Source organism: Nocardia sp. NPDC050406, from assembly GCF_044459025.1.
Taxonomy (GTDB): Bacteria; Actinomycetota; Actinomycetes; order Mycobacteriales; family Mycobacteriaceae; genus Nocardia.
In genome coordinates, this window is sequence record NZ_JBITIM010000005.1 from 65,127 (window position 1) to 89,682 (window position 24,556).

General features: G+C 67.6%; 18 protein-coding genes. 7 read left to right on the plus strand and 11 right to left on the minus strand.

What is annotated here, in order from left to right:
* Positions 1 to 27: 27 nt before the first annotated feature.
* From ACIBH2_RS32140 to ACIBH2_RS32175, 8 genes are read right to left on the minus strand one after another with little or no spacing between them, the layout of a single operon-like run.
* Positions 28 to 1,650, minus strand: a complete 1,623-nt coding sequence (locus ACIBH2_RS32140) for a dipeptide ABC transporter ATP-binding protein (RefSeq protein WP_397124444.1) — start codon at positions 1,648 to 1,650, stop codon at positions 28 to 30.
* Positions 1,647 to 2,492 carry an ABC transporter permease gene (locus ACIBH2_RS32145; protein WP_397124446.1) on the minus strand — a complete coding sequence of 282 codons (846 nt, stop codon included), beginning with the start codon at positions 2,490 to 2,492 and terminating at the stop codon, positions 1,647 to 1,649. The genes ACIBH2_RS32140 and ACIBH2_RS32145 overlap by 4 nt, the downstream gene beginning before the upstream one ends.
* Positions 2,489 to 3,514, minus strand: coding sequence for an ABC transporter permease (locus ACIBH2_RS32150; RefSeq protein ID WP_397124448.1), 1,026 nt, complete (start codon positions 3,512 to 3,514; stop codon positions 2,489 to 2,491). The genes ACIBH2_RS32145 and ACIBH2_RS32150 overlap by 4 nt, the downstream gene beginning before the upstream one ends.
* A complete protein-coding gene (locus tag ACIBH2_RS32155) occupies positions 3,507 to 5,141 on the minus strand; it encodes an ABC transporter substrate-binding protein (RefSeq protein WP_397124450.1) in 1,635 nt (544 codons plus the stop codon). Before ACIBH2_RS32155 ends, ACIBH2_RS32150 begins: the two co-directional genes overlap by 8 nt.
* Positions 5,141 to 7,078: an acetyl/propionyl/methylcrotonyl-CoA carboxylase subunit alpha gene (locus ACIBH2_RS32160; RefSeq protein ID WP_397124452.1), complete on the minus strand. Its 1,938-nt coding sequence runs from the start codon at positions 7,076 to 7,078 to the stop codon at positions 5,141 to 5,143. The genes ACIBH2_RS32155 and ACIBH2_RS32160 overlap by 1 nt, the downstream gene beginning before the upstream one ends.
* Entirely contained in the window at positions 7,075 to 8,640 is a 1,566-nt protein-coding gene (locus ACIBH2_RS32165; protein ID WP_397124454.1) for a carboxyl transferase domain-containing protein, read from the minus strand. The genes ACIBH2_RS32160 and ACIBH2_RS32165 overlap by 4 nt, the downstream gene beginning before the upstream one ends.
* Positions 8,637 to 9,872 (minus strand): aminotransferase class I/II-fold pyridoxal phosphate-dependent enzyme, encoded by a 1,236-nt coding sequence (locus ACIBH2_RS32170; RefSeq protein WP_397124456.1) that lies wholly within the window; start codon positions 9,870 to 9,872, stop codon positions 8,637 to 8,639. The genes ACIBH2_RS32165 and ACIBH2_RS32170 overlap by 4 nt, the downstream gene beginning before the upstream one ends.
* 20 nt (positions 9,873 to 9,892) lie before the next feature.
* Positions 9,893 to 11,110 carry an MFS transporter gene (locus ACIBH2_RS32175; RefSeq protein ID WP_397124458.1) on the minus strand — a complete coding sequence of 406 codons (1,218 nt, stop codon included), beginning with the start codon at positions 11,108 to 11,110 and terminating at the stop codon, positions 9,893 to 9,895.
* A 181-nt stretch (positions 11,111 to 11,291) separates the two neighbouring features.
* On the opposite strand from ACIBH2_RS32175, the gene ACIBH2_RS32180 reads away from it, so the two are divergent.
* Both ACIBH2_RS32180 and ACIBH2_RS32185 read left to right on the plus strand, forming a co-directional pair.
* The gene (locus ACIBH2_RS32180; RefSeq protein WP_397124460.1) at positions 11,292 to 12,176 is read left to right on the plus strand and encodes an SPFH domain-containing protein; all 885 of its coding nucleotides are present in this window, start codon (positions 11,292 to 11,294) and stop codon (positions 12,174 to 12,176) included.
* Positions 12,177 to 12,275: 99 nt separating this feature from the next.
* The gene (locus tag ACIBH2_RS32185) at positions 12,276 to 13,643 is read left to right on the plus strand and encodes an MFS transporter (RefSeq protein ID WP_397124462.1); all 1,368 of its coding nucleotides are present in this window, start codon (positions 12,276 to 12,278) and stop codon (positions 13,641 to 13,643) included.
* Positions 13,644 to 13,663: 20 nt separating this feature from the next.
* On the opposite strand, the gene ACIBH2_RS32190 is transcribed toward ACIBH2_RS32185, so the two are convergent.
* The 3 genes from ACIBH2_RS32190 to ACIBH2_RS32200 form a co-directional block, all read right to left on the minus strand.
* Positions 13,664 to 14,584, minus strand: a complete 921-nt coding sequence (locus ACIBH2_RS32190; RefSeq protein ID WP_397124464.1) for a TIGR03564 family F420-dependent LLM class oxidoreductase — start codon at positions 14,582 to 14,584, stop codon at positions 13,664 to 13,666.
* Positions 14,585 to 14,669: 85 nt separating this feature from the next.
* A complete protein-coding gene (locus tag ACIBH2_RS32195) occupies positions 14,670 to 15,002 on the minus strand; it encodes a hypothetical protein (RefSeq protein ID WP_397124466.1) in 333 nt (110 codons plus the stop codon).
* Entirely contained in the window at positions 15,002 to 15,892 is an 891-nt protein-coding gene (locus tag ACIBH2_RS32200) for an alpha/beta hydrolase (protein WP_397124468.1), read from the minus strand. Before ACIBH2_RS32200 ends, ACIBH2_RS32195 begins: the two co-directional genes overlap by 1 nt.
* Positions 15,893 to 15,954: 62 nt before the next feature.
* Here ACIBH2_RS32200 and ACIBH2_RS32205 point away from each other — a divergent pair, with 62 nt between their 5' ends.
* The 5 genes from ACIBH2_RS32205 (at position 15,955) to ACIBH2_RS32225 (ending at position 24,555) form a co-directional block, all read left to right on the plus strand.
* On the plus strand, positions 15,955 to 16,671 hold the full coding sequence (locus ACIBH2_RS32205; protein WP_397124470.1) for a TetR family transcriptional regulator: 717 nt from the start codon (positions 15,955 to 15,957) through the stop codon (positions 16,669 to 16,671).
* Between the two features lie 143 nt (positions 16,672 to 16,814).
* The gene (locus tag ACIBH2_RS32210) at positions 16,815 to 17,249 is read left to right on the plus strand and encodes a hypothetical protein (protein WP_397124472.1); all 435 of its coding nucleotides are present in this window, start codon (positions 16,815 to 16,817) and stop codon (positions 17,247 to 17,249) included.
* A 58-nt stretch (positions 17,250 to 17,307) separates the two neighbouring features.
* Positions 17,308 to 17,637: a YbaB/EbfC family nucleoid-associated protein gene (locus ACIBH2_RS32215; RefSeq protein WP_397124474.1), complete on the plus strand. Its 330-nt coding sequence runs from the start codon at positions 17,308 to 17,310 to the stop codon at positions 17,635 to 17,637.
* Positions 17,638 to 17,711: 74 nt separating this feature from the next.
* Complete coding sequence (locus tag ACIBH2_RS32220) at positions 17,712 to 18,377, plus strand: hypothetical protein (protein ID WP_397124476.1); 666 nt, start codon at positions 17,712 to 17,714, stop codon at positions 18,375 to 18,377.
* A 7-nt stretch (positions 18,378 to 18,384) separates the two neighbouring features.
* Complete coding sequence (locus ACIBH2_RS32225; protein ID WP_397124478.1) at positions 18,385 to 24,555, plus strand: putative T7SS-secreted protein; 6,171 nt, start codon at positions 18,385 to 18,387, stop codon at positions 24,553 to 24,555.
* Position 24,556: the final 1 nt, after the last annotated feature.

Sequence of the window (24,556 nt, forward strand, 5' to 3'; positions counted from 1 at the left end):
GTTCCGATTCGGCTCCCCTCGCCTGCCTCACAGCGGCGTGGGCAGGCGCGGTACGGAGGCCACCAGGCGGCGGGTGTACTCGTGGCGCGGTGTGGTGAGTACCGCGTCGGCGTCGCCGGATTCGACTATGCGGCCGTCCTTCATGACGAGGACGCGGTCGGCGAGGTGATGGACGACGCCCAGGTCGTGGGAGATCAGCAGGAGGGCGGTGCCGAATTCGGCTTGGAGGTCGGCGAGTAGGTCGAGGATCTGGGCTTGGACGGAGACGTCGAGGGCGGAGACGGGTTCGTCGGCGATGATCAGGGCCGGGCGTGGGGCGAGGGCGCGGGCTATGGCGACGCGTTGGCGTTGGCCGCCGGAGAGGGTGCGCGGGTGGCGGTCGAGCAGATCGCGGGAGAGGTGGACCGCGTCGAGGAGTTCGCGGACCCGCTGCGCTCGGGCTCGCCCGCGCACTCCGATCGTGTCCAGGCTCTCTCCGACAATGCGTTCCACGGTGTAGCGCGGGTCGAAGGAGCTCAGCGGGTCCTGGGCGATGAGCTGCGCGGTGCCGCGGTGGCGGCGGCGCTCGCGTTCCGGGAGTTCGGTCCACACCGCCCCGTCGACGACGACACGGCCGGAGGTCGGCGGGACGAGACTCAGGGCCAGGCGCGCCGTCGTGGATTTGCCGGAGCCGGATTCGCCTACTATGCCGAGGGTTTCGCCCGCGAACAGGTCGAAGTCGATGCCGTGCACGACGGTTCGCGCGGCCGGTCCGGTGCCGTAGGTTTTGCGAAGCCGCTGGACCGACAGCACGATTCGGGTCTCGTCGACCGCGCGCGGCGGTCGCGGACGGTCGGGTGCGTCGGAGATCGAGAGCCTCGTACCGCGCGAAGCCGCCGAGGGCACGGCGGCGAGCAGCTTTCTGGTGTACGGATGTGTTGGCCGGGTGAGGATCTCGCGTGTCTGCCCCTCCTCGACGACCGCACCGTCGCGCATGACCAGCACCCGGTCGGCCAGTTCCGCGACCACCGCGAGATCGTGACTGATCAGCAGCAGCGCGTTGCCCGCCGCTTTGCGCTGCCGCAGCAGGTCCAGAATCTGTTGCTGCACGGTGACATCGAGCGCGGTGGTCGGCTCGTCGGCGATGATCAACCCGGGATCGCCCGCGATGGCGGTCGCGATCAGCACCCGCTGCCGGAGTCCACCCGACAGCTCATGTGGGTATTGGCCCAGCCGCGCTTCGGGTTCCGGGAATCCCACCGATTCGAGCAGTTCGACGGCGCGGGCGGTGCGGGCCCGACCGCGCAGGTCGGTCAGCGCGGTCTGCACCTCGGCCAACTGCTGCCCGACGGTGCGCAGCGGATCGAGCGAGACGAGCGCGTCTTGCAGGACGTAGCCGATATCGCTGCCGCGGATCCGCCGCCACCGGCGCTCCCGATGCTCGCGCGCGTCCTGTCCGAAGAGTTCGAAACGATCCGCGCGCACCACCGCTCCGGAACCGGACAGGCCGACAAGAGTGCGCGCGGTGACCGACTTTCCCGAGCCCGATTCACCGACGAGGGCGACGGCCTCCCCCGGTTCGATGCGCAGGTCGATGCCCCGCACCACCTCGCCGACACCGCTTTTCGTAGCGAATCCGACGCGCAGATTCTCGATCGCTACCAGGCTCATATTCGTGGCCTTCCGTCGTAGTGCCGCTGCCAGTGCCGACCCAGGGAGCTCACGGCGATGACCGTCGCGGTCACGGCCACGCCGGGCAGCACCGCGATCCACCAGGCATTACGCAGATAGTTGCGGCCTTCGGAGAGCATCGCGCCCCACTCCGGCGCGGGCGGTTGCGGTCCCATGCCGAGGAAGCTGAGTCCCGCCGCGCCGAGGATGGCGGTGCCGAGGCCGATGGTGGCGAGGATCGGCACCTGCGCCACGGCGTGCGGCAGGATGTGGCGGCGGATCAGGGTCGCGCGGGTGAGCCCGAAGGTGCGGGCCTGTTCGACATAGCCGGATTCGCGCACCACGAGCGTCTGGGCGCGCACCACCCGCGCGAACCGGGGTACCGACGCGATGCCCAGCGCCACCACCAGATTCGCGGTGCCGGGCCCGGTGAACGAGATCAGCACCAGGGCGAGCAGCAGATCCGGGAACGAGGAGACCACGTCGAGGAAGCGGGTGATCAGCTCGTCGAGCAGACCGCGGGCCACCCCCGAGGCCAGGCCGAGCGCGGTGCCGACGAGTACGGCGAGCGCGGTGGCCAGGACGCCGATCGACAAGGAGTAGCGAGCGCCGTGGACGACGCGGGTGAAGACGTCGCGCCCGAGATGGTCGGTGCCGAACCAGTGCCGCGAGCTCGGTTCGAGCTGTGCGGCAAGGGGATCCGCGGTGAGCGGGTCGCCGCTGGTGAGCACGGTGGGTGCCAGGACGGCGAGTGCGATGACGACCAGGAAGAGCGCGGCGGCGGCGACACCGGGTGCGATGCGCGCCCCGGCCACGCGCTCACCGAGGCGCTGGATGCTCATCGCGCCCGCCCCTGCCGGGCGGCGGTGCGCAGGCGCGGGTCGAGCCACAGGTAGAGCAGATCGACCACGGTGCTGATCACGACGTACACGAGCGCGGACAGGATCGCGACGGCCAGTACCACCGGAAGATCCTGCGCCAGTACGGCATCCACGGTCGCCCGGCCCAGGCCCGGCCGACCGAAGACCTCTTCGATGATCACCGCGCCGCCGAGCAGACCGCCGACCAGCCATCCGGTCAGCGTGACCGCCGGGAGGGCCGCGTGCCGCAGTCCGTGCCGCAGCCGCAGCGCGGTCTCGCTCACCGACCACGATTTCACGGTCAGCGCGAACGGTTCGTCCAGGGCGCGTTCCAAGCCGTCGCGCAGCACCTGGGAGACGACCGCGCCGAGCGGCAGGCCGAGGGTGAGCGCGGGAAGCACCAACGCCTCGGGCCCCTTGTTCCCCGCCACCGGGAAGATTTTCAGCGTGAAGCTGGAGACCGACAGCAGCACGATCCCCAGCCAGAACGGCGGCGTCGACACCAGCGTCAGTTCAACGGTATTCGCGATGGCCCGCGACCGTCGCCGCCGCGCGGTGGTGGTTGCCACGACGACCGCGAAGACCAGCGCCACCGCGAGCGCGGCGACGGTGAGGGCCGCGGTCGGCCCGGCCTGCGAGGCGATGATCTCCGAGACCGGCCGCTGGAGAATGTAGGACCGCCCGAAATCGCCGCGCGCCGAATCGCCCAGGTACCGGAGGTACTGCACGATCACCGGGCTGTCGAGCCCCCATTCGGCGCGAATGGCGGCCTCGATCTCCGGTGTCCGCTGCTGTTCGCCCAGCAACACATCGACCGTGTCACCGGGCGCGAGACGAACGCTGATGAACGCCAACGTCACCGCACCCCACAGCACGCCCAGGGCCGAGAGCAGCCGGATCAGTATCCGCACCGCCGTCGCACGGCGTGGCCCGGGGCGGGCGTCCGTGCGGGCTTCGACTCGTTCTCGGGCGGTGACCTCGAGGGTCGCGCCGACGCTATCCACGATCGACCCAGATGTCGTAGGCGCTCTCCGGGAACTGTTTGAAGGGACGGAAACCCGCGCCGTGCACGTGGGCGGCGGCCGCGATCTGGTCCTCGGGTTCGTAGAGCGGGAACGCGTAGGCCTTGTCGGAGAGCACGAATCGCTGCAACTGCGCGTACTGTCCGGCGCGTGCGCCGGTGTCGAGGGTCGCGGACGCGGCGGTCAGCCAGCGGGTCAGTTCCGGGTCCGCCGCGCGACTGTAGTTCAGGGTGCCGCCCGAATCGACGGGGAACCAATGGTTTTCGATATCCACGCCACCGGTGATGGTGTCGGAGTTGGCGATCGAACCGAAGGTGCCCGTCTTCCGGCGATCCGCGTAGGTACCCGCGTCGACATAGGAGATGCCGAGGTCGATACCGGCGTTCTGTTTGGCTTGGGCCTGGATCGCCTGCAGGAGCACGTCGCGCTGATCACGAACGGTGGACTGCGCCTGTAGGACCTCGATGGTCAGACGCTGCCCGTCCTTGGTGCGAAATCCCTTGCCGTCCCGCGCCGTCCAGCCCGCTTCGTCGAGCAACCGGTTGGCGGCCTGCGTATCACCGCCGTAGGAGCGCTCGATGCTCTTGTCGTAGAACTGCGCGTCGACCGACGAGACGATGCCCCAGGCGCGGGTGCGTTCGCCGCGATAGATGGACTGGAGTACCGCGTCGACGTCGACGGCATCGATCAGCGCCTTGCGGACCCGGACGTCCGTCGCGGGACCGTGGGTGGAGTTCAGGTACAGCGCGTACGGGCTACCGGCGTTCAACGCGTGCTGGTAGCTGAAGTCGGGATTGTCCTCGAACAGCGCGGCGTCATTGCCGGAGATTCCCTCGATGATGTCGACCTGGCCGGAGGTGAGCGCGCCGGTGCGCACCGACGATTCGGGCAGGAACCGGTAGGTGACCTCGTCGAGGTAGGCCGGACCTCGATGCTTGGCATTGTCTGGGGCCCACTGGTATTCGGGATTCTTGCGGAAGTGGATCTCCTGCCCCTTGACGTAGCGGTCCAGCACGAACGGCCCGGTACCCGCGATCTCCGGGCCGCCGGACTTCAGCTGTGGGGAGTCGAAGGCGGCCGGAGAGATGATCTCCAGCGCGGAGATGAAGTCCAGGAACGGCGCGTAGACGTTCTTCAGCGCGAAGACCAGCGTCCGCTCGTCCGGTGTGCTCACCGAGGCCAGACTGGAGATGCGCCACGCCGAGGTGCCACCGGTGTAGGCGGGATCCTGGAGCGCGGTGATGTTGCGCGCCACCGCCTGTGCCGTCAGCGGGGCGCCGTCGGTGAAGCGCACACCGTCGCGCAGCGTGAACCTATAGGTCAGCGCGTCCGGCGACACCTCGTAGCCCGACGCCAGCCACGGCACGTAGCCGCCGTCCTCGGTGCGCGCCAGCAATGCTTCGAAGGTGTTGCGCAGCAACAGTTTCGTCTTGCCCTGACCGTTGAGGTGCGGATTGAGCGTGGTCGGCTCGGTCTCCACACCCCAGGTCAACGACCCACCGCTGCGGGGTTGCGCGGAATCGCCTGCCGCGCTGTCGGTTCCGCCGCACGCGGTCAGCAGCAGGGCCGAAACCGCCAGCAGCGCGGTCGCCAGTCGTCGTGGTCGCATCACCGCGCGACACTCCTGTCCTCGATGAGAAATATGGGTTGATCGGTGGTGACGACCGCGCCCTCGGTCGCGGTCACGGTCACGATGCCGGGGTGCGTCGCGGTGAGCTCGTGCTCCATCTTCATGGCCTCGACCACCCCGAGCAGCTGTCCGCGCTCCACGTGCGCACCGGATTCGACATGGAGCCGAACGACGGTTCCCGGCATGGGAGAACGGATTTCGGGTCCGGCCGCGGTGCCGCCGTAGGAGCGGTGCTCCGCGTACCGCACTTCCCTGGCGACCCCGGCCACCTGGCACAGCCATCCCGCCCCCGTGCGGCGGACCGCGCAGGGCAGGGAACCGACCGTGACCGTCTCGCCGCCCGGCACGCAGACCACGCCCGGGTTCGCGGTATCGGCCCGCACCCGCACCCCCGCCCCGTCGTAGCCGTTGACGCGGATGGTGAAGGGGCGGCCGTCGACCGACAGGTCGATCCTGCCGAGGTCGTGATCGGCGGGGTCGAGCCACGCCCGGTCCCCGACGGGTGCGCCGGTGGACCACGGTGTCGCGCGGTCGGGTGCGGTCACGGTGGCCGCGACGGCGAAGGCGCTCAACAGATCCGGGTCCGCGAACGCCTCCGCCGGGTCGATCCGGTCCAGGTACGCGGTATCGTGCTCGGCCGTCGCGAGCACCGGTGTGCCCAGGACATGGCCGACGAACCCGAGGTTGGTGGAGATGCCGGTCCAGCGCAGCTGGGCGCAGGCGGCGCGGGCGGCGGCGAGCGCCTCGTCCCGGGTCGCACCGGTGGCGACGAGTTTGGCGATCATCGGATCGAACGCGCCGGTGACGCGCAGCTGGCGGTCGAAGGCGCGCTCGACGCGCACGTTCGGCCAGTGCGTCACGGTCAGCTCGCCCGGGCAGGGCAGGAACGACCGGAACGGATCCTCGGCGTACACCCGAACCTGCACCGACGCGCCCACGGCCGTGATGTCGCGTTGTGCGGCGGGCAGTGGGTCTCCGGAGGCGACGCGCAGCTGCCACTCCACCAGGTCGATGCCCGTGATCTCCTCGGTGACAGTGTGTTCGACCTGGAGGCGGGTGTTCATCTCGATGAAGAAGAACTCCTCGCCCACCAGCAGGAACTCGAAAGTGCCCGCGCCCACGTACTGCAACGCCCGCGCACCGCGCACCGCCGCGTCGAATATCGCGCGGCGGACGGATTCCGGGATATTCGGGGCGGGTGCCTCTTCGATGACCTTCTGATGCCGCCGCTGCAAGGAGCAGTCACGGTCGAACAGATGCACGGCGGTGCCGAATTCATCGCCGAATACCTGTACTTCGATATGCCGCGCGTGCTCGACGTAGCGTTCCAGGTGCAGGCGACCGTCGGCGAAGGCGGCCGTCGCGGTGCGGCTCGCGGAGGCCAGCGATTCCCGCAGCCCGTCGCGCGAGCGCACCACCGACATCCCTTTGCCGCCACCCCCACCGGCCGGTTTGACGATCAGCGGATAGCCGATGTCGTCGGCGGCGCGGACCAGGGCGTCCAGGTCGTCGGTGGCCTCCCGGGTGCCCGGCAGCACCGGAACACCCGCGTCGGCCATCACCCGCAGGGCGGAGGCCTTGTCGGCCATGGTCTCGATCACCCGGGAGCTCGGGCCCACGAAGACCAGCCCGGCAGCGCGGACGGCGCGCGCGAAGTCGGCATTCTCGGAGAGGAATCCATACCCGGGATGCACTGCGTCACAGCCTGTTTCGACCGCCGCGCGCACGAGGGCGGCGGCATCGAGATGAGCGCTCGCACCCGGCAGCCGGACCGTGGCCACCGCACCGGCGTGATAGGTCAGGTCGCGATCCTCGTCGACGCTCACGGTCACGTAATCGATGCCGAGGCGGTCGCAGGTGCGCGCGATGCGGGCGGCCACCTCGCCGCGGTTCGCGATGAGCACTGTCGAGATCACAGTCGGAACACCCCGTATGTCGTCGCGGTCGGCCACGGCCGATCCCAGCGCTCGTGGGCGAGGGACAGGCATTGCGCGAGCCAGGTGCGGGTGTCCTCGGGTTCGATGACGGCATCGACCCACAGGCGCGCGGCGATATACGCCGGATGCGATTGCCGTTCGAAGCTGTCGACAATGGGCTGTTTGATGGCGGCTTCCTCGTCGGCGCTCAGTTCCTTGCCCTCGCGGCGCAATCGGTCGCGGCGCAGAATCGCCATGACGGCGGCGGCCTGTTCGCCGCCGACGCCGGTGGAGCGGGCATTGGGCCACATGGCCATGAATTGGCCGCCCATCGAGCGCCCGGACATCGCGAAATTCGCCGCGCCGAAGCTGCCGCCGATCACCAGGGAGATCTTGGGCACGGTGGCGCAGGAGACGGCATTGACCATTTTCGCGCCGTGTTTGGCGATGCCGTCGCGCTCGTATTGCTCGCCGACCATGAAGCCGCTGACATTGTGGACGAAAAGCAAAGGGATGCGGCGTTGTTCGCAGATCTGGATGAAATTCGTCGCCTTGAGGGCGCTGTCGGGGAAGATCACGCCCTGATTCGCGATGATGCCCACCTCGTATCCGGCGATCCGGGCCGTCGCGCAGACGATCGTCAGGCCGTAGTCCTTGCGGTACTCGACCCACGAGGCGGCATCGACCACGCAGCGCAGAATCGCGCGGACATTCATCTCCTTCTTCGTGGTGGCCGGGATCAGACCGGGCAGCAACGCCGGGTCATCGGCCGGTTCGAGGGCGGCGAAGGCGGGTGGGCGAATCGCGTCGGCGGGTGTGCGGGCGACGATATCGCGGACCATGGCCAGGGCCTCCGCCTCGTTCACGGCCAGGTGATCCGCGACGGCGGTCTCGCGCACATGCAGCTCCGCGCCGCCGAGGGTCTGTGCGTCGACCTTGATGCCGGTGGCGGCCTCCACCAATTGCGGGCCGCCGAGGAAGACGGTGCTGAGATCGCGCACCATCACCGTCTCATCGCTCATCGCGGGGATGTACGCCCCGCCCGCGGTGCAGATGCCGAGGACCGCGGAGATCTGCGGCAGCCCCAGCGCACTCATTTCCGCGATATTGCGGAACATCTTTCCCAGGTGTTCCTCGTCGGGAAAGATCTCCTCCTGCAATGGCAGATAGATGCCGCCCGAGTCGGCCAGGTAGACGCAGGGCAGGCGATATTCCCTGGCCAATTTCTGCCCGCGCAGATGTTTCTTCACGGTGAGCGGATAGTAGGTTCCGCCTTTGACGTGCGGGTCGTTGGCGAACACCATGCAGGGGCGGCCGTGAATGATGCCGATGCCGACGATGAGCGCCGCCGCGGGCAGATCGGTGTCGTACACCTCGTGCGCGGCGAGTCGACCGATCTCGAGGAAGGGCGTGCCGGGGTCGAGGACGCGGTCGACGCGTTCGCGCACAGCGAGTTTGGTGTCGCCGTGGCGTCGCCGCGAGGCCACGATATCGGCGCTGTGCGCGCGCAGCCGGGCGCGTTGCGCTTCGAAGCCGGTGTTGTGTTCGACGGTGAGGGTCATGCGGGCAGCTCCGCTCGGTCCTGGTGCGCGGCGAGGCTCGCGGTCAGCGTGTCGGCGAATCGGCGAATGGTGTCGGGTTCGAGGTCGGCGCGCAGCATCAGGCGCAGGCCCGCGCTGCCGCGCCGGATGATCGGGAAGAAGACGGGCGAGGTGTAGAACCCGGCGTGCAGCATGTCGCGGGCCACGGCGACGGTGGTCTCCTCGCGGCCGATGTTCACGAATCGAATGGGGAATCCGTCCCCGGCGAGATCGGTGTCGACGAGCGAGTCGAAGAGGCGAATCCGTTCGCGCAGAGCGATTTGCAGGGCGTCGACGGTGCCGTCGTCGTGCAGATCGCAGGAGGCGATGACGGCGCCGAGTCCGGCGGTATTGATGCGCTGTGACCACATGAGCGGTCCGCTCGTGCGCAGCAGAGTATCGCGCAGTCTGTCGTCGCCTTCCGCGCCGAAGAAGATCACGCCGCCGCTGGCCCCGAAGCCCTTGTTGAGCGAGGCGATGATCAGGGTCCGGTCGCGCCAGCCCTCGTACGCGCCGAGCACATAGCCGCGACCGCGCGGTCCAAGGGTCGAAATACCGTGTGCCTCATCGAAGTACAGGAACAGGCCGTAGGTGTCCTGAAGCCGGAACAGTTCGCGCAGCGGCGCGCCGCCGCCCGTGCTGTAGACGCCGTCGGCGACATAGGCGACGTGGGAGTGCTTGCGGCACAGCTCTTCCAGGGCGGCGATATCGTCGTGGGCGATGGTGACGAGTTCGGTCTCATCGGCGACCAGCGGTTTCATGGCGTTGAGGCAGAAGTGCGCGTTCTTGTCGAAGACGACCAGGGGCGGGTGTCCGTCGGTGAGTTCACCGGAGGCGAGCAGCGGCAGGGTGGCCCACGCCGCGGCCGCGCAGGACGAGACGGTGACGGCCTGCGCGCCGAAGGTGTGCGACAGGCGCTGTTCGGCCTCCTCGAGCAGTGCGAGCCGAATTCGCATGCGGGAGATGGAGGAATTGACGGTCGCCGTGACGTCGAGACCTCGGTGCGCACCGGCGATGATGCGCGGGTCGCTGTCCAGGCCGAGGTATGAGTACGACGAGAAATTCACGATCGTACGGCCGTCGCGGTCGTGGACGTGTCCGTCGCGCATATCCGCGGCGACGATATCGACCAGTCCGTGTGCGGCGCTGTCGTCCCAGAAGGCATTGCTCGTATGCAATTGCTTGCGGATATTGGCGAATTGATGAGTGACCATTCCCTGTATTCCTTTGTCGGCTATGCGCGTCGAGCTGTCGATTCGGAGTGGGTGGGTTCCTTGGCCGCCGCGAGGAGTACGTTCACGGCGGCGAGCAGGGTGAGGGCGCTCGACCAGGCGACCAGGCCGGTGAGCGAGGGGCCCGCCAGCGAGGCGATGCCCGCCAAGCCCTGTTGGATGAGGGCGCACCAGGACACCGCGATCGCCGCGCCGGAGACGAGGTGGCTCACGGCGTGCGCGGCGCTGTTGGGGAAGAGGGTGGCCTGTCCGAAGGTCGTCGTCACGTATCCGGCGAGGAAGATCGGCAGGGCGAGCGCGCGGTGCGGGTCCAGCGTCCAGACCAGGGTGATCAGGACGCATCCGGCGAGCATGATCCACGCGCCCTGGCGCATCATGGCGCGGGCGCCGAAGCGTCGGACCGTGTGGCGGACGTAGGTCGCGCCCGCCAGGTACGCCACGCCGTAGAGGACGCCGAACAGGCCGAACAGCCACGGCGGCAGCGCGAATCGGTCGGCGAAGATGAACGCCGACTTCTGTTGGATCATGACGATGACGGCGAAGCCGATACCTCCGGCGACGGCGCTGGCCACGAAGGTGCGGTCGCGCAGTAGCCGTCGCGCCACGCCCTTGGCCGCGGTACCGGGAGTCGGGCGTGGCAGTGCGACGCGCAGGGACAGCGCGACCGGTATCGCGGCGAGTACGGCCAAGGTGGCGAAGCCGTAGCGCCATCCGAGCGTCGAGGTGATGACGCCGCCGACCACCTGTCCGCCGCCGAGGGCCACCACGAAGGCCATGGACAGCAGCGATAGTTGCCGCGCCAGCTCCGCGCCCGTGAACAGGTCTTTGATCATCATCCGTGCGACGACGGCGATACCGCCCGCGCCGATGGCCTGCGCGATGCGCAGGCTGAGCAATTCCGGCGCATTCGTGATGAATGCCAAACCGGCGCTGGCGATTACGAAACACAGTCCCGACGCGACGAATGCGGGCACCCGCCCGAACCGTTCCGCCGCCCGGCCCCACGCGACCACGGGTAGCGCGGCGAAGACCACGAACAGCGCCACCGACAATTGGAGGGTGCCGTCGGAGGCGTGAATATCGCCGCCCAGCGCGGGCATGCTCGGGAGGTAGATGGTGGTCGCCATTTGCGCGACCGCCACCGCGCTACACGCGGTCGCGACCACGGCCCGGCGCACCACCGGCGAGGCCGTCTCCGTTCCGGATTCCCGCACACTCACATCGACTCCCCTACACCCGAATTCGCCCCGAAGGCCGGGTAAAGGAGTACCGCGCATCGATGTCACGGCACGACGGTTGGAATCATCCTGATTCTTCCGGGAGCGTCCCCCGAAGCTGTTCCGCGACAGCCATATAGGCGCATCGGCCCACCGGGAACGCCGGGGGCTCTACACTGCGTACATGCTCCGAAAACGGTGGTGGGCAGCGGGTTTGGGCGCGATCGCGCTCCTCGGCGTGCTCTCCCTGGCTGGCTGTTCCGTCGCGCCGAATCCCGATGAGGCGGGTCTCGAATACAATGCCGGACCCTTCAGCGCCACCACTTTCTCGAATTGCGTCGCGCCGGGCAGCCGGGAGTATCGCGGCCCCGGCGACCAGATTTTCCTGTACCCGGCGGGCCAGCGCACCTTCGAATTCGCCGATCACGAGGACGCCGAAATCGCCGAGGCGACCGTCGTATCGAAGGACGATCTGGAGTTGCGCGTCACCGGCCTGGTGACCTTCAGCCTCAACACCGACTGCGCGACGCTGCGTCAATTCCACGAGCGGATCGGCATCAAATACGAGGCGGACGATTACGACGGCTGGGTGGAGATGTTGCGCGACTACATCGGCCAGCCGCTCAATCGCGCGCTCGACGACGCCACCAAGGCGTACAACTGGCGCGACCTCTACACCAGCGCCGAAACCAAAGGCAATTGGGAGAAGTCCGTCGGTCAGCTGACCGCGAAGTTCATCGCCGAACAGGGCGGCGAATCCTTCTTCTGCAGCCCGGTTTTCGTACCGGGCTCGGGAGGCGACTGCGGCGACCCGCAATTGACCATTCAACAGCCGGTGCCACCCGAAACCGTTCGTGCCGCGCTGACCGATACGCAGCGCGCCATCGAGGCCACCCGCGCCCAACACGAGGAGAACATTCGGGTGACCACCGAATTGGAGGCCATTCGCAGGTTGGTCGAGGTGCTCGGGGCCGACGGGTACGTCCTCTACCAAGCCATCAAGGACGGCAAGGTGCAGGTGGTGCCGGTGCCCAACGGTGTGGGCGTCAATATCGCCCCGGGCGGCTGAGATCCGCGCTGGTTTCACTGGGCAAGACGGCAGGTATTGCGAGGCTGGCGGGCGCGGTAGTGATGACGGACACGCCGTTTTCACCGTCGAGAGGTTGCCGTGACCACACCGCCGCCCGTCGTTCCGCCCGACCGCGCACAGGTCCGTCGAGTCGCGTTGTCGAGCCTGCTCGGTACCGCGATCGAGTACTACGACTTCCTGATCTACGCCACGCTCGCCGCGCTCGTCTTCGGCGACCTGTTCTTTCCTGATTCGCGGCCCGAGCTCGCCACCATCGCCTCGTTCGGAACGCTCGCCGTGGGCTATGTGGCGCGGCCGATCGGCGGAATCGTCTTCGGCCACTTCGGGGATCGCCTCGGCCGCAAGTCGATGCTGGTCATCACCATGACGATGATGGGTGTGGCCAGTTTCCTCATCGGCCTGCTGCCGACCTTCGGCATGGTCGGTGTCGCCGCGCCCGTGGCGCTGGTTCTGTTGCGCCTCGCGCAGGGCGTCGCGATCGGCGGCGAATGGGGCGGCGCCACCTTGATGGTCACCGAGTACGCCGAGCCCGAGCGTCGCGGTTTCTGGAACGGCGTCATGCAGATGGGCTCGCCGATCGGCTCCGTCCTGTCCACGGTGGTCGTCACGGTGGTCACGCTGCTTCCCGACGACGAACTGATGTCCTGGGGCTGGCGAGTCCCCTACCTGCTCAGCGTGCTGCTCCTCGCCGCGGGCCTCTACGTCCGCCTCAGCATCGCCGAAACGCCTGTCTTCCAAAAGGATTCCGCTTCCGCACCGCAACGCCTACCCCTCGCCCAGGTCCTGCGCCGCCCCCGAAACCTGCTGCTGGCCTGCGCGGTCGGCCTCGGCCCCTTCGCCCTGACCGCACTCATCAGCACATACATGCTCAGCTACGCCACCGCCATCGGCTACCGCCGCGCCGATGTCATGACCGGCCTCCTCCTGGCCTCCATCACCGCTCTGATAGCCATCCCCCTCTGCTCGGCCCTCTCCGACCGAGTCGGCCGCCGCACCGTCATCCTCACCGGCGCATTCGGCATCATGGCCTTCGCCTGGCCCCTCTACACCCTCGTCGACACCCGCACCCTGGCAGGCCTCTTCGCCGCCATGACCATCGGCCAGCTAGCGCAATCGGCCATGTACGCCCCACTGGGAGCACTACTTTCGGAAATGTTCGGCACCGCCGTCCGCTACACCGGCGCCTCCATGGGCTACCAACTGGCCGCCCTCATCGGCGCGGGTTTCACCCCCATGCTCGCCGCCACCCTCAACGTCGGCACCATCCGCAGCACCCCCTTGATCGCCTTGGCCATCGGCTGCGGAGCGATCACCGCGATCGCCATCTGGCGCATCGGCGAAACCCGAGGAACGAACCTCAGCACCGTGAGCGGCGCGGTGGCTCAATCCCGGGACAGCCACGGCGGCAACACCGTTGACCGAAAGCCGGTGTCAGGCCCGTCGTAAACCCACGTATCGCCGCCTATTCAGCGCGAATCGGCTGCGACGCTCCAGAGTTCGCGCAAGGCCGCGGGGTCCTCGTGGTGGATCGGGGAGAGCACTATTTCCGTGGCACCGGCGTCCCGATAGCGGCTGAGATGTTTGGTTATCGTCGCGGGGGTGCCGACGGCGGCGAGGTCGGCTGCTTGGGATGCGCCTTCGCGGGCGATGACCTTTTGGTAGGAGGGGGTGTTGTCGTAGAAGGACAGGTGGGTTGCGGCTGTGGCGCGGCCGGTGGCTTCGTCGTCGGTTACCAGGACTGGGACGAAGGCGATGATGTGGGGGGTGGGACGGCCTGCTTCGGCGGCTGCCGTGGCGAGGGTGGGGGCGATGAACTCCTCGATGGTGCGGGGGCCCGCGAGGAAAGGCAGTGTGCCGTCGGCCAATTCGCCGGTGACCTGGAGGGCGCGCGGGCCCATGGCGGCGACATGGATCGGGATGGGGGTGCTGCCGGGGAGGGATACCGGGAGTTCGGGGCTCGCGGTGATCTCCTGACCGTGGAAGTCCACCGTGCCGTCTTCGAAGATGGATCGGAGCACGGTGAGGTGCTCGCGCAGACGCTGCACGGTGTTCGCCGAGGAGATGCCGAAGGCGCTGCGCTCCAACGCATGCGCGCCGAGGGCGAGACCGAGGCGGAAGTTTCCGTGCGAGGCCGCCTGCGCCGTCTGCGCCTGCCCGGCGACGATCAGCGGATGTCGGGGGTTGATGGGCACCGCCGAGGTGCCGACGGTCAATCCCGGAACGGCCGCGCCGACGAGACCGGCGAGGGCGATGGCGTCGAAGGCGAACATTTGCGCCAGCCAGATCTGGCGAACGCCGAGGGCGTAGGCCTGTCTCGCCTGGGCGATGACATCGTCGACGACATTGACGGCTGCGGGGCTGGGTGCGATCACCACTCCATGGGGCATACGGGTGGTAACCGCCCATGTCGACAAAGGTATTCCGCCCCAACGCCTTTCGCTCACGCAGAGTTGAATTCACCGGGGGCTGAGCTCAACAGTCGAGTTCGAGCATGGTGTACCGCGAGGCCCAGCGTTTGAGCTCGAGTTCGTCGTGCAGTTTGCGGACGGTGGGCCAGCAGTACGGCAGGGCGTTGGCGAGGACGTGCGTCGCGCGATGGGGTGGCTCGCAGGTGTCGTCGTACATGAGGTGGTCCACCCTGACGACCTCCATCGAGATCGGTTCGGCTCCAGCGAAACCGAGGGTGTCCCCCACGCGCGGCAGGGATGCACCCGTAACGACCAAGACCACCCAATCGCCGATATCGAGGCAATCGTCGGCGATCTGCACGAACAGGTGATACCGCACCGACTGCGCCGGGTCCATCACGCCACCGCCGATGTTCGGCGGTAGAAGTCGATTTGGTCCGCGACCACGCGGTCTCGGAAGCGGGGGTCGGTGTAGAAGGTGAAATGCGTGCCCGGGTAGACCCGCAGTTCGCCGTGCGGCGCGCGGTCGGCCAGCTCCCGGCTGGTCTCCACCGGAGTCTCGTGATCCTCCGAAGCCGCGCAAACGAGCAGAGGGCAGGTCAACCGGGCGGCGTCCAGAGCGGGTCGGTAGCGCATCATCGACAGCAGAGCCCGGGGCGCAATAGTGTTGCGCCACAAGGTCTTCTCGTCCCCACCGGTGAGCGTCCGAATGTGGTCCTCGGCTTCGGGGGTCGCGGTGACGGCGAGTTCGCCCGGATGGCCGACCATGGGGATGTAGTACGGCCGCAACCCCAGCCTGCCCCGTACCGCGTCCCATACGATCGCGCCGAGCAGCTTGGCGGTAGCGCCGACCGAGCGCCCCTCGAGCCGCTTCGGAAACCCGTTGAACGGAATCTGCGCCACCACCGCCGCGATCCCGCGATCATCGGCGGCCACGGTGACCGCATGCGCACCGCCCAGCGAATTGCCCCACAACACAATGCTTTTCGGATCGCCCCGCACGTGCTCACGCGCGAAGGCCACCGCGGCACGGATATCGGCACGCTGACCGGCGAGGTCGGGAACCTGCCGCGGCTCGCCCGCACTCTCACCGAATCCGCGATAGTCGAAGACCAGCGCGGCGAAGCCCGCGGCGGCGAAGCGCTCGGCATAGTCGAAGAGCCGGTCCATGGTCCCGCTGAACCCGTGACACAACACCACACAGGGAACCGCCCCGGACCCCTCCGGCAGATACAGATAGCCAACGCACGACACCCCGCCAGCGGTGAACGACACCTTGGTTCGCATACGGATCATCCCCACGGGAATAGACTGACTGTCGGTAAGCACCCTACCGAAAGAACTGACCGTTGGTAAGCGATTCTCCGACCCGGCGTCGAATCCTGGACGCCGCCCGCGTCCTCTTCGCCGCCCGCGGCTACCGCGCGACCTCCATGCAGGCCATCGCCGACGAGGTCGGCATCACCAAGCCCGCCCTCTACTACCACTTCGACTCCAAGGACGAGATCCTCCGCGAACTCACCCTGCCCCTGCTCGACGAGCTCGAAGCCGTTCTCGCCCAAGCCGAATCGCGCCCCACCCCCGACGAGGTGCGCTGGCACGCCATCGAGGGCTACGTCGACGTCCACCTCCGCCACCGGCACACCCTCACCATGCTGGTCAGAGATATGACCCTCCTGGTGCAAGCGCCGATCGCCGACCGCTTCCGCACCTCGATCGCCCTCGCCAACGACCTCGTAGCCGGTCCCGGCGGCGGCCTCGAACAGCGAGTCCGAGCCTCCCAGGTAGTCGCTGGCCTCGCCGACCCGGTTGTCCTCTTCCGCGACGTCCCCGCCGCCCGCCTGCGCGAACTGATCCTCGACGGCGCACGAGCCCTACTGGACGAACCGACCACCCCCAGAACACGCGGAAAAGCCCGGGGCCGCAACGGCGGCCGCCCCGCCGCCCTCACCGAGGAACAGATCACCCAGGCCCGAACCTTGCACACCGAAGGCCACAGCGCCGAGGAGATCGCCACCCGCTTCGAGGTCTCCAGGGCCACCATCTACCGCCATCTCAAAACCTGAAGATTTCGAGATTTGATTTCGAGACGAGACAGCGCGCACCTCCCCCACACAAGGTCCGAGATCGGTCGACGCCCCCGGAGTTCGGATATCGTCGCGGGCGCAGGGGTTGATCGACCGTCACGAACGAAGGGGGATCCGCACACATGGCAGAAGGTGATGGCCGCGCCGCACTGCTAGCGGAGATCGAGGCGTTCTATGCCGGTTTCGGCCAGGCGGAATCATTGACGGCCGCGTTCCGTGACGCCGCACTGCTGGTTCCGGTCTCGGATGATCGTCGAATCCTGCTGTCCCGGTACGGAGGCGTGGCGTGGGTGTACGGATTCACCAGTGAGGCCGAGTACGCCCGCTATATCGCCGCACGCCGCGCACAGCCCGATGCGAGCGAGGACCCGCCCTACCGATTCCACACCTTGTTCGGTCGACGACTGGTCGACTGGTTCGCGGCGCACGGTGACGAGCCGACCGGGATCGTGGTGAACATCGCGGGCGCGCAACCGATGGCTTTCCCGCCCGACCTGAGCGAATCCTCGCGACCGATGGCCGGGGCACCGGTTGTCGGGCCACCGGCACGTGGTTAGCATCGTCGGCAATGCCTCGGCGGGTGGGATGGTCGTCGAGTGGAGAAGGGGCCGGAGTGTGGACGAGGACGAGCGGGCCGCGCGGGCCCGGCAGGTTGACGAGGCGATGTCGGCGGTGCGTGGCCGGGCGGAAGCATCGCGCGGGCTCGTGGTCGTCGAAAGCGATGCCTACGGGACGATCACGGAGTTGTTGATCTCGCCTGCCGCGATGACAGTCGAGCCCGAACGGCTCGCCGCCGCCATCACCCGGTGTCACGAACGCGCACGGCGGGACGCCGAAGCCGAAGCGGCCAGCCTGCTGGCGCAGCTCGGACCGGATCGCCCGAGCCCCGAGGCGGCGGCGGAATCGCAGTGGGAAGAGGTCACCCCGTTTCGGATCACCGTTTAGATGTAGTCCAAGACGGTTGCCGAGAATGTCGTGCCTTCGGGCACGCACTGATTTCCTGATGAAGGGGGTTGTCCATGTCGGGTGAAGGGTTGCGGGTCGATCCGGCGGCATTGCAGCAGACCGCCACTGGCATCACCGGGATGATCGACGCGCTGGGCGAGGTGGGCACCAAGGAAACCGCCGCCTCCGGACGCGGGCTGTCACTGTTGGCTCTGTCGGCGTTGGAGGCGGGCAAGCAGTCGGTGCAGACCGAGTTCGAGACCTACACCGAGCGCTGGTCGTGGGGTGTGCGGGCACTCGTGCAGGCGGGCAACGAGATCGCGCGGGCGTTGGGACTCTCGGCGGGTCGTTATGCGGCGATGGAGTCCAAGGCGACCGAGATGTTCAAGGTCATGTGGACCAATGTGGCCGGTAATCCGCACCTGAGTCGCGAGGACATCGCCAAGCGGGACTGGGGTGAGACGTTCTCGGACAACCCGTTCAATCATGTGCGCGACCCCGATTACAGCCGGGAATCGTTCGAGCAGGCGGCACAGGCCACTCGGATGAATTGGGAGATCGTGCAAGCCGTCGGGCCGCAGGCGGCCGCCAATCTGGGTGTGGTGAGCAACCCGGTGTCGCTGGTCACCGACACCAACGGCGCACCGGCACCCGGTTGGAACACCGGTGCGGCGGCGCAGGCCGCGCAGATCCAGCAGCAGTACCAGCAGCTGAACCCGCAAGCGGGGCAGGGGAAGTAACCGCCGCGTGGGGATCGGGGACTGGCTCGAAGACAAAGCCAATCAGGTCGGCTCGGCGGTCGAGAACGCGGTCGAATCGGCCAGCGCGACGGTCGGCGAGGCGGTCGACGACGTACTCGACGTCGGCGCGGACGGTGCGCGCGCACTCGGACTCGATTCGATCGGTGAAGGTCTCGACGATCTGGGCGATCAGGTCTCCTCGGCGCTGGGCGGCCAGGTCGAGGAGCGTGAGCTCGGTGAGACCGAGGACCCGAAGGAGCTGATCCGCGGCGAGCCGCCCGCGATCACCGAGTCCGCCACCAGTCTGGGCAAGCTGTCGACGGCCGCCGATCAGACAGCCGATGGGTTGCGTTCGGTCGGCAACGTCGGCGACTGGACGGGCTTGGGCGCGGACGGCTTCGAGGTCGGGTTCACCCCGCAGCCGACCAAGTGGACCGAGGCCGCCGACGCGTTCACCGACGCCAAGGCCGCACTGGAGGCGTGGGCGGCCGCGGTGACAGCCGCGCAGGGTTTGGCCGCGGACGCGATCGCGGAATGGAAGGCGGGTGTCGCGGAGCAACGCCGCGTGCTGGCGCGGTGGCGCGCGCTGTCGGACGAGCAGAAGGCCTCGACCACCGTAATCGACACGTGGACACCGCGATTCCAGGCCGCGCGCGACATCCTCGGGCGCGCGCGGACCAATCGCGATACGGCGGCGGCGCAGGCGACGACGGCGATCGCGACGGCCACACAGCTCGCACCACAGGAACCGCCCTTCGTGTCGCGCATGGGGGCGAACCTCGAAGATGCCTGGGACATAGGCAATTACGCGCAGCTGAGTTTCACCGACGGCTTGTTGACCGGCTTGACGGGGATCGTGCAGTTCGTCCGCCAGGTCAATCCGACCGACACCTACAACCTGACTCATCCGGGCCAGTACCTGGAGAACATGTCGAATCTGGCCGGGAATCTGGTGGTTACGGCCGCCGACCCGGGACCGGTCGTGGACGCGTTCGTCGACAACGCGCGCAAGAACCCGTTCGAGGCCATGGGGCAGCTCTCCGCCGACCTGCTCACCTCGATACCGACCGGTGGCGCGGGGTTGGCGGTGAAAGCGCCCTCACTGATCAACAAGATCGACAACCTGGCGCCGAACGGGCACGGCCCCAGCCCTGGTACGCACTCCCCCGCGCCGACTCGTGCCACGCCCGAGCCTCGGGACACCGCGCCCGTTCGTGACACACCCGAGCCTCGCGAGACCGCGCCCGATTCCAACGGGCCAGCCAACACCCCGCACGCCGACACCGATACTGGCGCACCGCACCAAGGGACGCCCCGCACCGACGCACCGGAGCAGGGGCCGAGCGCCGCGCCGGACTCCTCCACCCCGGAAACGAATGTCCAGGCCGGACATCACGACCAGCCCGCCCCCGCCCGCGAGCAACCGGCAGCGCGCGATACCACGGACGATGTCGGTGGTGTGGAAGCGCCTGGCACGCAACTCCATTCGAGTCCCGAAGCACCCGCGGCACGCCCGGACACCACCACGCCCGAGTCTCCGGCGCCACGCACCGAGAATCCCTCCCCTGAACCGGTGCGAGCCGACGAGCCGTCCACGCCGCCGACGCGAGGCGATCAGAATCCGCCCGATCCGGACCGCGACACCTACACGCCGCCGACGCGGCCGGAGGCCGATACCCCGGCTACGCGGCCGGACACCGATACCCCGGCGAGCCGTGCGGACACCGACACCCCGGCTACCCGGCCCGACACTGACACCCCGGCGAGCCGCGCGGACACCGACACCCCAGCTACCCGGCCAGACACCGATACCCCAGCTACCCGGCCAGACACCGACACCCCAGCCGAGAAGCCGAGCCCGAACTCCACCTTCGACAACCCCAATTCCGGTGCGCCGAAGACCGATTCGCCAACCACCGCGAGAGAGCCGGACGCGCCTCGTAATCCCGACTCGGCCCCGGACGCCAAGCCCGCCGCGAACTCGCGGGTTGACAGCGATAACCACTCCAGTCCCGAAAACACCACCACCCCAACGCGCTCCGACGGTGATGCCGCACCGCGTGACACCACGCAGCCGACGCCGGTCCATACGGGCAACACACCCAACGCAGGCGCAGGAGCCAGAGCCCCGGAATCCCCTGGCACCCGCCAGCCCGACGCGACGAATCCTCGTGGCCCCGAACGCACTTCGACACCGGAAAACCGCCCGAAAGACCCCGACGGCCAATCACCGGGCCCGAAGCACTCGGACGTCGACAGTCGCCCGGAACCGGCGGGCCCGCGCCCGCATCCCGACGACGCGACGACTCCACGCACCAATCTCGATGCCGGGAACACGACGCGTCCACACCCGGAAAGCCCGGACGCACCGCGCCATGACACCACTCCGGACACGCGGCCGGAGCCCGATCAGCGCCCGACACCCGACCGCGACCCCGCCGGGCGCGATCCCGATTCGCGGGGCGATCATGACGAGACCCCAACGCGCGACAACGATTCGGAGCCGGATCACGACCGTGAGGGCGACAACCGAGAAGACGATTCGGACTCTCCGGCCGACTCCACCGATGATGTCGCCGACGCGGCAAAAGAGCCCGCGAATACGCAGACCGATACGGACGTCGCCAAGTGCGGCGACCCGGTCGATGCCGCGACCGGTGAATTCTTGCTCCCCGAAACCGATCTCGCCCTGCCAGGTGTACTGCCACTGGTCCTGACACGGCGACACCGCTCGAACTACCGCTGGGGCCGCTGGTTCGGACCCACGTGGTCGTCGACGCTGGATATGCGCGTGGTCGTCGACGAGGACCAGGTGACCTTCGTCGGCGAGGACGGCCTGCTACTCGCCTACCCGCACGCCGAACCCGGTATCGCCGTAGAGCCTCTCGTCGGCGGAGTTCGCTACACCTGCGCGCGTACCGACACCGGCACCTATCGCGTCGCCGACCCTGAGCGCGAAATCGTCTGGCACTTCGCCCCTGAACCCGGCCTCGACGCGCGTTTCGGGGTGTACGGCATCGCGGCGATCACCGACCGGCACCGCAACCGAATCCGGTTCCACTACAACGACGATGGCGCACCGACCGCGATCACCCACACAGGTGGCTACCGCATCGAGATCACCACCGACCCGGCGATCGGCCGCGTCATCGGCCTTGCGGTCGTGGACACCACTTACGACACGGCCGCGTCCCTTTCCGAAGGCGATGGTCGTACGAGCGGTGACCGCGAGACGAGGACCGCAATCCGCCGCTTCGACTATGCGGCATGCAATTTGGTGGCGGTAACCAACGGGGACCGGGGCACTACCCACTACACCTACGACGACCGCGATCGCATGCTGTCGTGGACCGATTCCCGCGGCACATCGATGGTCAACACCTACGACAGCGCCGGACGCGTAATCCTGCAACACGGCACCGACGGCATCCTCAACGCCGGATTCGAGTACCTCGAATACCCCGATGGCTCTGGCCGTCTCACCCGCCACATCAACTCCCAAGGAGCGGTCACCACCCGAGGCTTCGACGAAGATCTGCGCGTCCGCGACCTCATGGACCCACTTGGTGCCCACACTCGCATCGACTACAACCCCGACCGCCGACCGCTGCGAGTCACCGCACCCGACAACACGATTACAAGCTACAGCTACACCCCGGACGGCGACGTCGCCCGCATAGTTCGCCCCGACGGCCTCGCGATCGACATCGACTACGCCTGGCGCAATCGCCCCGCGACGATCACTCATCCCGACTCCACCACCGAGCACCGCGATTGGGACGGCAACGGAAACCTCACCGCCACAACCGATCCCGGCGGCATCCGCACCGAATACAGCTACCACACCAACGGCGCAATCGCGTCGATCATCGAACCCAACACCGCCCGAACCTCCATCACGGTGAACGCCGCTGGTCTCCCGGTCGCGGTAACCGACCCCCTCGGTGCCACCACTCACATCCGCCGCGACGGCTTCGGCCGCCCCACCACAGTCACCGACCCTCTCGGCCACACCACCCGCTACCAGTGGTCCCCCGAAGGCAAACTGCTCCGCCGCCTCGACCCCGACGGCCACCACGAGTCGTGGACCTACGACGGCGAAGGCAATCTCCTCACGCACACCAACCGCGCCGGAGGAGTCACCCGATTCGCTTACGGCAGTTGGGATCTGCTCGTCGCGCGCACCGAACCCGACGGCTCCACCACCCGCTACGCATACGACACCGAACGCCGCCTCACCGCGGTGACAAACCCCCTCGGCCACACCTGGCACTACCACTACGACGCCGCAGGCCGCCTGACCTCCGAAACCGACTACAACGGCTCCACCACCACCTACACCCACGACGTCACCGGAAAAGTAGCCACCGTAACCCCCGCCACGGGCGTAACCCGCCGCCACCGCTACGACCTACTCGGCCGCCTCACCGAAATAACCACCGACACCGGCCACTGGCGTCGCTACACCCACGACCCCCTCGGCCGCCCCCTCACCGCCACCACCGGAGAAGCCGAAACCCCCATCCACTCCCTCGACTTCACCTACACCCCCGGCGGCCAACTCCTCACCCAAACCCTCGACGCAGGCACCCCCATGCGTTTCGCCTACGACCCCCTGGGCCGCCGCGAACTCCGCACCACCCCCACCGGCGCCGAAACCCGCTGGCGCTGGGACTGGTGCGGCCGCCCCACCGCCCTGGACACCGACGGCCACACCATAGGCTTCGCCCACGACCCAGCCGGACAACTCACCGAATGGACCATCGGCGAACTAGCGATAACCCGCACCCACGACCCCGTAGGCCGCCTCCAACGCCAAACCGTCACCGGTTTCCCCACCCGCCTGTCCACCCTGGGCCTGGACACCGCCTCGCGCCCCAACCCGCGACAGTTGCGCACCGACGAATACGCCTGGCGTCCAGACGGATACATCACCAACCACACCACCCACACCGACCAAACAACAACCCACCGCGACTACCAACTGGACCCCATCGGCCGCGTCGAATCCCTCGCCCGCAACGGCGTCCTCGCCGAGAAGTACACCTACGACCCGCTCAGCAACATCACCCACAGCTACACCCCAGGCGCCCCCACAACGGCCACCCTCGACACAGCCCCACCCCCTGTCGAAACAACCGACAACGGCCATCGCGAATACCACCGCAACCTCCTCATCCGAGACGGCCGCACCCGCTACCACTACGACCAATCCGGCCGCCTAATCCGCAAAACCACCACCCGCCTCTCCCGCAAACCAGACGCGTGGCACTACCGCTACGACGCCTTCGACCAACTAACAGACGTCTGGACCCCCGACCACCAATGGTGGCACTACACCTACGACGCCCTCGGCCGCCGCACCACGAAACAACATCTCGCCGCTGATGGCACCGTCCTTGAACGCACGGCATATACCTGGGACGGCACCCACCTGATCGAACAGACCGAAGGCGACATATCGACCCGATGGCATTACCAGCCGAGCACCCATAACCCGCTTACGCAGTCCACTAGCCAGGAGATGATCGATCGCAAATTCTACGCCGTCATCGTCAACCTCGTTGGAAGCCCGACTGCACTAATCGACGTCAGCTCTGTCTCGGCCGAGGCAGCCTCCGCAGCAACCATTTGGGGGAATGCTAGTTGGTTGGGGACCATGGACACCGTCCTGCGATTCGCAGGGCAGCAGTACGATCGAGAGTCAGGCCTAAACTACAACCTGCATCGTTTTTACGACTCGGCAACGGGAAGATTCCTTACGCCGGATCTACTCGGTTTATCCCCCGCACCGAACCCTGTAACCTATCCTCATAATCCCACCGTCTGGAACGATCCACTCGGCCTAGCTCCGGATGAATGTCGAAAGCCGACCTACGGCAATGGTGGGCACATTGACAATATTTCCCCATCCGAAGCTCAACGCATCCAGAATGCCGCCAACCTACGTGGCGTGGAAATCCACCTTGTAGGGAGCAGGGCTTCAGGGACTGCTGGCCCCTGGTCCGATTGGGACTATTCGATACCTGATGCCAACTCAAGAATGCGCAGCAGAATCAAGGGGTCACTTCCGCAAGGTTCACCAGAGCTTGGATACGGTCGGCGCATCGATATCTTCACACACCCACCTACAGAAGGACTGCCTTACATTACCTTCTACCCCAACAAAGTAGGATAAG